Here is a 12,231-nt window from a genome sequence, read left to right as displayed (position 1 = left end):
TTATGAGTTAGCTCTAGGGGGATTAAATTGAAAACCTTCTATTATAGCATAGATTTTTTTTGCAAGAGGTCTAATAAAGTCATAGCCATCTTCTCCTATCTAACAATCATCTCTCTTTCCCCTCTTCCTCTGCGCCCTCTGCGCCCTCTGCGGTTCATTAATCTTATCGTTAAAATATTCGTTAAATCCTGTTACTCTTATTGTACAATAACTTTTAAACAAATTCATCTAAGGCTCAAAACCGTGACTAAATATGTGATGTGGGGAAGCTACTGCGAAGACGTTCTAGAAAAACGCGCTCCGTTTCGAGACGCTCATTTAGCCGGATTGGCTAAGCAGAAGGAATCGGGTGTGTTAAGTACGATCGGGCCAACAAAAGACTTAACTAAAGTTTTTGCAATTTACGAAGCGGAAGATGAGGCGGCCGTGCGACAATTGGTGGAAGCCGATCCTTATTGGGTAAATGGGGTTTGGACTGAGTACGATGTGAAAGAGTGGATTCAAGCTTTTTGAAGGGGTTAACAGGGTGAACATCTTAAGATTGGATGACAGCGATTTAGTTCCAGTTGACTATGGCGATTTGCTGGACAAAATTTTAGAAGTTTTACAGACTAAAAACCCATTTAAATTATCCGACGACAACATCCGTATGCTCATCGATATTGATGATATTGCTGCGGATGTTTCCAAAATTCAAGTGCGGAAACCCTTGGGTTCTTTTGAACGTCAAGCAGATTCTGCTAGTGTTAATTTTCCGCCGGAAATTGAGGAGCATTTTGGCAGTCTAGTCAGGCAGATTCAACAGTGTTTGCAGCAGCACTTAGAATCTAAATTGCCACAAAATACTTCTATTGAAAGCTTTGTCGCTACTTTGATTAGTCCTTTAGATTCACCCTCTTTTCGGGGAAACGGCCAAGAGTTAGGCTTCAAATACGATTTTGGCAAATGCCACACTGATTTAGAAAAAGAAAAGCTAACTTTGCAACGTCTTGATTCGGGCAGCCATGCGACTTTAAAACTGCATAAATTGACCATTGCTGTCCGAAATACTGATATTTTTGAACAACAACTAAAAAAAGGTTTGGAAAACTATATTAATGAAAATGCCGAGACTAACGATGATAAACAACAACTTAAGCATCGTCTTGATGAGATGGTTGAAAATCCAGACTCTAATTTTCACAAATTAATCCGAGTGGTAGATAAAGAAACTCTGGGGAAAATTAACAAAGAAGCTAAGATTATTTATTTGGACTATCTCCTAGAACACATTCGCGCTAGCAGTACAGATACTGTAGGAATCATCTACTTACAAGACTTGATTCGCCGCCTCAGATTGATAGAAGATTATATTAACGATCCCAATAAATCTGATGGCGATCACGAGGTTAATTATGCTGGTATTCGAGTTAATTACAGAGAGATATTTGCGAGAGCGGAAGCCTTAGATTTTCTGCCAATTATTCCCATTGTAGAAGGTTATTTGGGAGAAAGTACCGACAATGCTCGTAACGAACGTAAGTTTATTTTTGGACTCAAAGTCAAATTTGATAACTCAGTTCAAGCGCGCGGTGGAAAAGATGTATTTGAATATTATCTAAATCTGCTAAATCCAGACAGTGAAGAACATCAAGCAGAATTTGCCGAAGATGTTAATAGCGAAACCTTCGTCCGCAAGGTATTTAAAATAGCATTACTATACTATTTTGTGTTTGCTTCCCGCAGCAATCCACTAGCAAAAAATTACGACCCTGAATCTGAGTTTAATTATCAGCCGATCGCCATATTTGAGCAAAGAGTATTGCCAGTCCTACAAGGTTCTGATGATGAGGCAAAAAGAGAGCTATTTCGCAACTTTCTTAAAGGATTTAATCAGTTTAATATAAAGCACAAAATCACGCATCTTAAAAAAATGCTGAAAGGCTTTCTGGAGCGGCAGACAACTTTGCCAAGCCGAACAGAAACGCGACACGTAAACCTCAAAATGGGTCTAGTAGAGGATATTGACAATATTTTGACTACTGGTAAATTTTTTAATGAAATTATGGAGCGAAATTACAAGCAAACGCTCCATTATATTACCGTCAAAGATCCTAGTGTCGATGAAAGATCTATTTGTCAGCTACCAGTCAATATCACCATAGAAGATGTCCGCTATTTTCCTACTGATGAACGCCAAAATTTCAGCATGGAATACAATATCAAAGATGTCGATGTTTTGCCTGTACTTTCTGCACCTAAAGCCGATCGCTCTAGAGCCATCTACGAAAAACATTTTCAGACAAAATTAGTTGTGTTTCCCTATGACGATAGACGACTAGATAGCGGTAATAAAGGTTTACAACCTGCGGCCATTTTTGTGTATAAGTTTACCATGCTGCTGCTGTCCTATATCTGTCTGAGGATATTGCTTGAAAATACTGCGGACAACTTATTTATTCCGATGGTAAGACTTCATGAAGGCGACGACAAAAACCCTTCGCCGTCAGAAAAATTTATGGCCAATCTTTCCAAAACATTGTCTCATATTTTGAGTGAAAAACAACGCTCAACTTCTCAAGGGTTTCGCATTAAAAAACAGCCCAATGGTTACACAATTCGGAACGGTTTGAGTTCAATGTATTCAATTATACCGAAAAAATTTAAGTTTAGCAATGTACAGCTAGCTCCAGAGTTGGACAAGTTAGCAATTATTGTCGTTTCCAGTCGAGATAGTGATGCGAAAAAAGGTAATCAAAACCGCTTCCAAAGACAAGCTAGTTTAATAGGAGAAGTTGTGGGAATCAATCGCCTAGACGATAGCACAATTCAAGTTGAAATGCTGAAAACACTTTCCGAGAATTACAGTGTCAGCCGTCTTTATTCTGAGCCGTTAATCCTTGAAGATGTCATGAGCCAGCTTTATCAGCAAGGATATCGGAATTTCGCATATATTTCCCAAGCACCTTACATGAGTAGGCTGCATATTACCAAGACTGAGGAAGATGAGGAATTGTCTTTCATGTCAAAAAAATTGCTCCGAACTTTGAAAGGAGAGCGCCGAGATATCAAAATTTATCCGATATTCTTTGACAAATACTATGTCCGTAGTTTCCTAGGCGATAAGGGAAAATCCTTTTACATTCAGGATGCAATGGAGCTTGAAAGCTTGTTTGCAGATACCAGTCAGCAAGCGGTGATGTTTTTCAACTTGTTTAACGGAATTAAAGTCAAGCAGGAAAAGAACTTTTATAATGGCGTGATTTCCTACTCGACGCTGTTGCATATATACGAAGGTATTTTGGATGACCAAGATATTCACCAAGGCTTAATTTATGATGGTGCAATTAAAGATACTATACTGCACTATTTAACAATATTCCACTTTTCTCGGTACGAAGCTAGTCACCATATTAGTTTAAAACTTGACCCCTACGAGCGGATTATTGGTGATGAATCGGTGGGTGCTTTGTCTGTATTTAGTCATGCTGGCGGTAGTGCGGATTTTAATTCCCTGGCATTTTTGAATAAGGTAAGAGAAGTCTTGAATGTGGATGACGGAGGTATTAATCATGATTGGTGAAGATTTTGGACGGCTGTTTGAGGTGGGATTTAATATTGGGATTCTGGCCTATATTCAGCGTGAAAATATAGCTCACAATTTCGGAGATTCCTACCGTCTCGATTTGCAGAAACTAGAATTGCCAAAGATGATGGCGGAAATAACTAGGGAAGCTAATCTCCTCGGTAGTTTGGATGCTAAAATTGTTGAGAAGTGGAGTCTATTTTTTGTCCAAAAAGGCTTTATTGGTGGGTGGAATTTCTTCCGGGAGTACCTCACATCTACGGGCTGGACTTTAAGGTTATCGCAAATCTTGTATTTTCAGTGCAGTTTGAGTTGTGCTAACAGTATTAGAACCCAGAATGACGATGAGACAGAAGTTTTTAAAGCGTTTAAGAAGGTATTATCTCAGTTTGAAACAGCGCCACCAAATTTCTCAGACGATGAGATTAACTCCTACATCCGCCGCTACAAGAAAAAAGGCGAGTTTTTGCAAGCTGATACCCTGATTTTGTTGCAAAATGGTAAGGATTTTAGAATTCTGTGCGTTGATTTGTCTGTGTTTACTCCTCCGTTGGCTTCGGAAAAAGTCGAGAATCTCAACGAAATAGAGGTGATGCGGAAGTCTTTGCTCAGAGAAATTAGCTATTTGCGATCGAAAAGTGTTTTTTCTAATCTGCGAATCGATACTAGCACTTTAGGTGTTGATTTCTCGGAGGATTTAAAACGCTATTTTACGGCTTTTAAGTATAAGGATAAGGAAAGCGCTAAGTTGATTCAGGCGGGTAGCTACGCTCACAGCTTCTACGGTTTTCTGCAAACAACTGGTATTATTCCTCATGATGCTGAGGTTTTGTTGAATGTTGTCGGTTATAGCGATCGCACAATCAGCGCAATTTCCCTCCGCAGTGATAAAATAGACATCTTGGCGAATTGTGCCAAAATCTACCAGCAGGAAGCGAAAGATAAACAGATTAACGATGCTCGCGCCGAAGTTTTAGATGCGATCCAACTCAACGCGGCTCGCAGTTTTCAGAATGGCAAAAAATTTGTCAGCGATTTGTTAACACTTGGCAAAAGTTCTACACCTGTACGTAATACAGAGCGGATCGATAACTTTGTCAATTCCATTGATATTATATCAGATAAATTGGCAGATGATTTGCAAATCGATCGCGGATTGCACCTGAGAAATGCTCACGCTCAATTAATTGTCAAAGCGCTGGAATCTGACGAAACTTACGTGTTTTTGACTGGGAATCCGGGAATTGGGAAAACAACTGCGATCGCAAATTTCCTCAAAAACCATATAAACGACGGCTTCTTGTTCTTTTATGTCAGTCCCCGCAAGCAAGTTAACTTAGATATCATCGAAAAATTCCGAGATAAAAAGACTGGTTTGTTGTGCGACAACAGATTATTTTGCATCAACACAAACTCCGATATCATCAAAAGCCATTCTGGAAAATGTACCGTCAACTACGCAGCGAATAACTATCACGGAAATTTCCAACAAAAAACTGTCCACTTCATCAACGACAGCGCAGAAATGCAGCGGAAGGAATATCACCAGCCTCAACTTGAAAGGAAGGGAGAAACGGTAATTAAACCTACAAGTGGTAAAACGAATGGGGTGCTAAATAGCGTTTGTGAGGGAATATATTCGCTTATTAATTGCAAGACATCAAACAATATCGTGGCTACCGTTTCTATTCAGTCTTTGAAGGTAACAGAAACAGGAAAAAATACTCTCCAGCATTTAGAAAAAATATTTCAGGATGCTTACAATAAGCGGAACAAAGAAGTCATTTATCCTAAAATGCAGGAAATCTCCAGTCGCATCAAACACATTTTCATTATGATAGATGAAATTACGGGAGATGACGGCGGTGTTGAGTTTCTGCATGGAATTGGTAGGCTGCTTAACAAATATGAGTTGCACAACCCAAAACACGGTTTTAATACTAAAATTATTGTAGCCGATGCTTCGATTGTTGACCCGGATGTAATTAAACAACACCTCGATGATACCTCGCCGGAACCGGATAAAATCTATTTTAAAAAGCTACCAAAAAAATCTGAAGAAATCCCGGCTTTGGAAGTTATCCCTTTTGATTTTAGACTGTTACCTGCTAAAGTTATAAATACAAATTCCTATCCCGCTAGCAGTTTAGAGATAACTTATAAGGTATTTGTAGAAGCTGTCAAGTTTACTGAAGATACTGCTTTAAATCCCAAGAATGATTTAGTTAAATCAGTACAGTCTGAAATAATTAAGGATATCAATCAGCGGTTAGAAATACCGGGAGTTGAACAAATTATCGTCTACATTCAGGATAAGCGAAGATTGGCGGAGTTGATTGATAAAATCCAAAATGAGCGAGAATTTAATCGCTATACCGATTATCTGGAAGTCCACGCGAATATCTCGGAAGAGGAGAAAGAAAAAATACAGGAATACAAAAATACAGCTAAAGTAATTTTTATGACTGCATCGGGAAGTCGTGGACTTTCTTTTCCGAAAACTAAACATATTTTAGTGGATATTCCCCGCTTTCAGATTGAGAAAAATATAATGGAGGTGATTCAGGTGATTTATCGGGGGCGGGGGGAAGATGATGATGGTAATACCCTGGATGGTGAAGACAAAGAATTAGTTTTTTACCTATCTGATACAGCGGTTTACTATGCAGATGATGCGGAACTTTCCCTGCAAGAAAGCAAATTGAGTTTGTTGAATTTACTGCTAATTCTGAAGACGGCGGTGATGACGCGAATTTTAGGATACGGTTATTTAGGTAGGGAAAAGTTTTTGATGATTCCGATTGGCGGTAAGTCGGTTTCCGCAGTAGGGGATACTTTTAGCAGCAAAATGGCGGCTCTAATTAAGACATTAAAGAGCGAGAGCCAGCGAGGAAATATGTTGTTTAAGGAGGTTTATACGAGCCTGGAACAGCTTTTGAGTCGCGGGGAGTTTGTTTTGAAAAATTCTGATAATTCTCGTCAAAAGGGCGATTCTTACCTCGAAATGCGGGACGATTTTAATCGTAAATTTTTGGAGAAGTGCAATCCTCTTGATGGTTTGTTGAGCTATGATAATTTAGAGCTCGGTCATGTTTGCGGTAGTTTGTTGCTCGTACCTCTAGCTAAGCAAAATTTGGTAGAAACATACCAGATGTCGCTGCATCGGGAAATCAAGGAATGTCTAGAGAAGAAGTTGCTGCACAAAATGCGTCTAATTAGGGATAGCGATTCGTCCCCGGAGAATGTACGATCGGCAATTAGAGGAGGTGCGATCGAGCTTTTGCAATTTCTCAACAGCGATGTGCAGAAAACTCAGTATTTTGAAGAGCAGAGTCAGCAGTTCGATCGCTATTATGCCATACCGCTGTTTGCTTTTGTCAGCGCTGAGGAAATGCAGGAGTATTTTGCTGACAGTAAGCTGGAAGAACCGGAAGACAGGCGGTTTCGGGATATTTTGTCGGCTTACGTGCGATCGATCTACCCTGTAGATAGTGTAATGCCGATCGGGCACAAGTATCAAGACTTTCCATTTATTGTGTTTAGAAGCTACAGTTTAGAGCAAAGTAGAGAAAAGATTTTTACAGATAAATATCTTTTAAGTTCCAACGAGTTGAACGTGCTGAATTTAATTTTGTCGAAGCAGGTAAACTGAAACTTGTAGGGTGCGTCATACAATTTTAGATTTTAGATTTTAGATTTTAGATTGGGAATCAAGGATGACTATCGGGGTTTGGAGTTTACCTACAGTTGCATTCTTGTTTGAAACTGCTATCAGTTAGCTGTCACCCTATCCGCACAGAAAATAAAACTTTTTTGACGCACCATACTTGCTACTTGCTAACTTCAAACGGCGTGTATTTCCCCCCCAAAGCTTCGACGATGGTGCGAGTATTAGCCGACATCATTTTCACATAAGAATCGCCCTCGCTTCCTGCCGCCCCAATCGAATCCGAATAAAGTTGCTGCGCCGCCAATTTCACCCCCGCTTCCTCCGCCACTGTTCTAATCAGTTGCGGGTTAATAGTAGTCTCGGCAAAAATAGCAGGAACTCCCGCAGCTTTCACCGATTCTACTAACTTTTGCACGGTTTGAGCGCTGGGCTGTTCCTCCGTACTAATCCCGATCAAACTGCCCGCACTTCCCAATCCGTAGGCGCGGCTGTAATATTGAAAAGCATCGTGAGTTGTTACTAATTCGCGCTTATTTTCGGGGATTGTTTTAATCTCTTGTTCGATCCAACTATCCAAACGTTTTAACTCTTCAGTAAGTTTCACAGCATTCTGCGTAAACTTCTCCCGATCTTCCGGCGACAGTTCGATTAGCCCATCCCGAATTGCTTCCACCATTTGAACGGCATTTTCCACATTTCCCCAAACGTGCGGATCGGGTACGGTATTGCCTTCTTTATTCAATAGCAAAGGCTTGACAACTTCCCCCACTGCTAATTTCCGCGCCTTAATTCCGGCGGCATTCATCATCCTAATTAATCCCGGTTCCAAATTGTAACCGTTATACAAAATTAAGTTAGCTTCTTCTAAAGCTTGAGAATCTTTTGGCACCGGTTCGTAAACGTGAGGATCGGTTCCCGGCTGCAAAATTCCTGTTAACTGAACTTCGCCGCCCGCTACTCGATCGGTCAAATCCTCAATAATTGTGCTGGTAGCAACTACCTTGGGTTTAGCATCTGCCTCTGGAGAGAGGCGATCGCTCTGGGTTTGAGCGCAACTAAATAAACCCACAGTCAAAATGCCACAGGCAATAGTTCCGATCAAAAATACCTTGGATTTGTCCAATCCAGGGGCGGCGGTTTCAATCCCCGACTCACGGCTAAACTCCCCTTTATAGGATTGCTTCACAATGGCTGTCGGTTTTAACTCACATTTTTCACTCTTCTCCACCACAGGCAAGATGCCTGTTCCACAATTATTCAATATTCTGGTGGGGTGGGCTATTCGCCCGCCCCGATCGCGCTCATTGAGAATGGTGGAAGATATAAGTTTTAACCTACTTGACATTTTTGCCACAAAACCTATGGTTTGAGCGGTTTCCAGCTTGGACTGTCGCATTATCTACCTCTCCTGCGTTCCCGATTATTCCTATTTACCGATGATTTCATATTCTTTTCATTTTTACAGTAAACTTAATAAAAAGGAGATAGAGTCACCGCAATGAATACCGCCGCCTTCCCCAACGAGAATCCTTGGTCTCAAATGGTTTGCCACCTCAAAGACAGCGCTACCGACACTGAAATTATCACTGTTAAGCACTTAGCAGTAAACTACCGCACGGTAGAGGCACTCAGAGATATCAATCTTTCCGTCAAACCCGGAAAGCTGACGGGTATTATTGGCCCCAACGGTGCCGGCAAAAGCACGCTAATCAAAGCAATGTTGGGCTTAATTCCTGCGGCTCGCGGCACTGTTACCTGGGGCGAAGAAGCGATCGCCGATCGACTCGAAACAGTAGCCTACGTGCCCCAGCGATCGCAAATTGACTGGAACTATCCCGCCACCGTTTGGGATGTCGTGATGATGGGAAGAGTCAGAAAAGCCGGATGGTTTCGCCGCTTCTCGGCAGCTAGCCGCCGCACCGCTGCCGATGCCTTAGAAAGAGTAGGCATGAGTGCTTACAAAGACAGACCGATCGGACAACTTTCCGGCGGACAGCAACAGCGAGTATTTCTAGCTAGAGCATTAGCCCAAGAAGCCGCTATTTTCTGCTTTGACGAGCCGTTTGTCGGCGTTGACCAAAAAACTCAGAATATCATTTTTGACATCTTCCACCAGCTAGCAGATGCCGGAAAAATCGTCTTAGTAGTCAACCACGACTTAGGCGAATCAATCACCAATTTTGACGATTTAATTTTGTTAAATACAGAAGTGATTGCCGCTGGTTCCCGCCAAGAAGTGCTAACCCAAGAAAACCTTTACCGCGCCTACGGCGGACAAGTAATGTTCTTTGCCGGACAAGCAGCTTAATTACCCAGCCCTCATTAGTCTATGATTTACACTCTTGAACGCGGTTTATTTGATAATCTTGGGTTGGGCAACGATAAATCTCGAATCAAAGCGGGTTGCTTTGGTGGTTAGTCATTAGTTAGCTGTGATTTTATAATTTTATGATACAAACCTTAATTGAGCCGTTGCAGTATGGATTCATGCAGCGATCGCTCGTAATTGCCATTCTCGTCGGCATCGTCTGCGCGATCGTCGGCAGCTACCTAATGGTACAGCGGCTGGCCTTGCTCGGAGACGCCATCAGCCACTCGGTTTTGCCCGGATTGGCGATCGCATTTATCCTCGGAGCAAACATTTTTCTCGGCGCGTTCATTGCCGGAGTTTTGAGTACAGTAATCATAGCTTGGATCAAAGCTCGATCGACAATCAAAGAAGACGCGGCAATGGGCATCGTATTTTCGGCATTCTTCGCCCTCGGCATCACCCTAATTACGATCGTCCAAAAAGACAACAAAATCGACCTCAACCACTTTCTTTTCGGCAACATCCTCGGCGTTACCCCCCAAGATGCGATCGACACAGCCGTCATTGTCGCCGTAGTCTTATTAGTTGTAGTATTGTTTTACAAAGAATTGCTATTTTACACATTCGATCCATTAGGAGCACAAGCAACAGGTTTGCCAGTAAACCTGCTCAACTTCGGACTGATGGTACTAATCGCCCTCACAATAGTTGCCAGCCTCAAAGCCGTTGGCGTAGTGCTAGTCTTGTCCCTATTAATTACACCTGCAAGTACCGCCTATCTCCTAGTCACTCGCCTGCACCAAGTAATGATTTTAGGCGCAATAATCGGAGTTATTTCCAGCATTAGCGGAATGTATCTCAGCTACTTTTATAACTTGCCATCCGGGCCCGCAATAGTTTTAGTTGCATCGGGGTTATTTGTGCTATCATTGCTGTTCAGTCCCACTCAAGGAATCCTCACCCAGCCCCGCACACACTCCGGTCAAATTCCTCCAATATGGCGGGAATTAAAAAATTTAACTAAAGGCCGATAACTATTAACTTTGTAGTAAGGCTTCAGCGCCGCCCCTCCCCTTGTTAATAAGAATCTGCGTTAATCGCCGTGGATGTGCGGTTCAAAAAAGCCTCTCGAATTAATCCGCGTAACTGCGAATCGTCGGCTGCATCGAGATTTGGTAAAAACGGTTTTTTTTAGGATTGCGAGAAAGCAAAAATGGGATGATACCGAATCTGGCGATCGCAACTACGAACTATTGGTCACAAAAAACTGTACAATAACAAAAGTTAAAATTTCCCGCAAACACATCTACTAAGTTAAAAAAACATGACAGTCAAAGTAGGAGACACCGCACCCGATTTTACCTTACCATCTCAAACTGGTACATCAGTCAGCCTCCAAGATTTTAAAGGTAAAAAAAACGTCATAGTCTACTTTTACCCCAAGGACGACACACCCGGATGCACGACCCAAGCTTGCGCTTTTCGAGATAGTTATGAAGTTTTCAAAGACGCAGGTGCAGAAGTTATCGGAATTAGCGAAGATTCGCAGCAGTCTCACCAGCAATTTTCTGCCAAATATCAGTTACCTTTTACTTTGTTGAGCGATACGGGGAATAAAGTTCGGCAATTATACGGAGTTCCAGCTACACTGTGGATTATGCCCGGTAGAGTAACTTATGTCATTGACAAAGAAGGCGTTGTCAAGCATATTTTTGACTCGATGTTAGACTTCAAAGCACACGTTGCAGAAGCACTCAAAACTTTAGAAACCATCAAAAGTTAGATGGATTTGCTTAAATATATTGTTGGTAGTGAGGACGAAAGTCCTCATCCCTCATTGTCTAAAAAACCAGAAAAAACTAAATTCCTGACTGCCAACTAAGGGTTTTTAGTGAGAACGGAAATTCTAAGACTAGAGGTTTTCCCGTACCCAATTTTTAAAAGCTTGAATAGCGTGGGTTCTACCACCAAGTTGACTCTGCTGAGTGTACTGATTCACCAGTTCGACAATCGGGATATTGGGGAAAGTGGGACTAACATCAGACTCAATATATTGTTCGGTTTGCAAGACGTTGATTTGTAGCCCTCGCCTTGCGTATCGCCAAAGTTCCGGCACTCCTAGAATTTGATAATTATCCAACTGCGTGCGAGAAGTAAGATCAATTTCTATAGCTAAGTCTGGGGGTGGATCAACACTCATATCGAGGCGATTTTTACCGATAACGGCTGCTTGATTTTGAATGTAAAAACAGGTATCCGGTTCGACAGCCTGACTCATGCTTTCATTTTTCAACGTTGTCGAACCTAACGACTCAAATGCTATTTGTCGTGTTTCCAACAAAATTTTTACCATGTCGCCAATAATTTCTTTGGCTTTTTCATGTTCGGGCAGAGGAACCATAATTTCTAACCGTCCGTTACTATAGGACAGTCGGGAAGCACGACGTTCTCCTAATTCCGCCAAAATACTTTCAAATTGTTGCCAGTTAACATCCTCAACCAGTAATTGCTGACCCGGCTGAATCTTCAATTGTCTTAACTCCAATAGCATAATTGTTCCTCCATTTTCTCTAGGAAATATCGCCCAAGTCCTGACTACGAATCATTATCTTAAAAAACCAGAAAGGACTAAAGTCCTTACTAAAAACTCGTGGTTCGTAGTAAGGACTTTAGTCCTTTTTTGCT

At 41.6% G+C, this 12,231-nt stretch carries 8 protein-coding genes; 6 read left to right on the top strand and 2 right to left on the bottom strand.

Annotation, left to right across the window (positions count from 1 at the left end; all coding sequences use genetic code 11):
• The first annotated feature begins 243 nt into the window (after positions 1-243).
• Genes QUA70_RS21740 through QUA70_RS21730 form a run of 3 tightly spaced genes read left to right on the top strand, consistent with a single transcriptional unit; the run spans position 244 to position 7,217 of the window.
• Positions 244-513 carry a YciI family protein gene (locus QUA70_RS21740; protein WP_190741349.1) on the top strand — a complete coding sequence of 90 codons (270 nt, stop codon included), beginning with the start codon at positions 244-246 and terminating at the stop codon, positions 511-513.
• Positions 514-526: 13 nt separating this feature from the next.
• A complete protein-coding gene (locus tag QUA70_RS21735) occupies positions 527-3,562 on the top strand; it encodes a hypothetical protein (protein ID WP_333349773.1) in 3,036 nt (1,011 codons plus the stop codon).
• Positions 3,552-7,217: a helicase-related protein gene (locus QUA70_RS21730; protein WP_333349772.1), complete on the top strand. Its 3,666-nt coding sequence runs from the start codon at positions 3,552-3,554 to the stop codon at positions 7,215-7,217. Before QUA70_RS21735 ends, QUA70_RS21730 begins: the two co-directional genes overlap by 11 nt.
• Positions 7,218-7,395: 178 nt before the next feature.
• Here QUA70_RS21730 and QUA70_RS21725 read toward each other — a convergent pair whose 3' ends face one another.
• Entirely contained in the window at positions 7,396-8,631 is a 1,236-nt protein-coding gene (locus tag QUA70_RS21725) for a metal ABC transporter substrate-binding protein (protein WP_445251665.1), read from the bottom strand.
• Between the two features lie 102 nt (positions 8,632-8,733).
• Here QUA70_RS21725 and QUA70_RS21720 point away from each other — a divergent pair, with 102 nt between their 5' ends.
• The 3 genes from QUA70_RS21720 (at position 8,734) to QUA70_RS21710 (ending at position 11,329) form a co-directional block, all read left to right on the top strand.
• Positions 8,734-9,543, top strand: a complete 810-nt coding sequence (locus tag QUA70_RS21720) for a metal ABC transporter ATP-binding protein (RefSeq protein ID WP_333349770.1) — start codon at positions 8,734-8,736, stop codon at positions 9,541-9,543.
• Between the two features lie 140 nt (positions 9,544-9,683).
• Positions 9,684-10,580, top strand: coding sequence for a metal ABC transporter permease (locus QUA70_RS21715; protein WP_333349768.1), 897 nt, complete (start codon positions 9,684-9,686; stop codon positions 10,578-10,580).
• A 290-nt stretch (positions 10,581-10,870) separates the two neighbouring features.
• Positions 10,871-11,329 carry a peroxiredoxin gene (locus tag QUA70_RS21710; protein ID WP_333349766.1) on the top strand — a complete coding sequence of 153 codons (459 nt, stop codon included), beginning with the start codon at positions 10,871-10,873 and terminating at the stop codon, positions 11,327-11,329.
• 129 nt (positions 11,330-11,458) lie between these two features.
• Here QUA70_RS21710 and QUA70_RS21705 read toward each other — a convergent pair whose 3' ends face one another.
• On the bottom strand, positions 11,459-12,097 hold the full coding sequence (locus QUA70_RS21705) for a Uma2 family endonuclease (RefSeq protein ID WP_333349764.1): 639 nt from the start codon (positions 12,095-12,097) through the stop codon (positions 11,459-11,461).
• Positions 12,098-12,231 lie beyond the last annotated feature (134 nt).

This window comes from Microcoleus sp. LAD1_D5, from assembly GCF_036702115.1.
Lineage (GTDB): Bacteria > Cyanobacteriota > Cyanobacteriia > Cyanobacteriales > Microcoleaceae > Microcoleus.
Note: the sequence above shows the minus strand (reverse complement) of the source record. Positions and strands in the feature narration are given on the sequence as shown.

What these genes read in the sequence shown, in the direction of transcription:
- QUA70_RS21725 (WP_445251665.1), bottom strand. Translation starts at nt 8,631, where the DNA reads ATGCGACAGTCCAAGCTGGAAACCGCTCAAACCATAGGTTTTGTGGCA.
- QUA70_RS21715 (WP_333349768.1), top strand. Translation starts at nt 9,684, where the DNA reads ATGATACAAACCTTAATTGAGCCGTTGCAGTATGGATTCATGCAGCGA.
- QUA70_RS21720 (WP_333349770.1), top strand. Translation starts at nt 8,734, where the DNA reads ATGAATACCGCCGCCTTCCCCAACGAGAATCCTTGGTCTCAAATGGTT.
- QUA70_RS21710 (WP_333349766.1), top strand. Translation starts at nt 10,871, where the DNA reads ATGACAGTCAAAGTAGGAGACACCGCACCCGATTTTACCTTACCATCT.
- QUA70_RS21730 (WP_333349772.1), top strand. Translation starts at nt 3,552, where the DNA reads ATGATTGGTGAAGATTTTGGACGGCTGTTTGAGGTGGGATTTAATATT.
- QUA70_RS21705 (WP_333349764.1), bottom strand. Translation starts at nt 12,097, where the DNA reads ATGCTATTGGAGTTAAGACAATTGAAGATTCAGCCGGGTCAGCAATTA.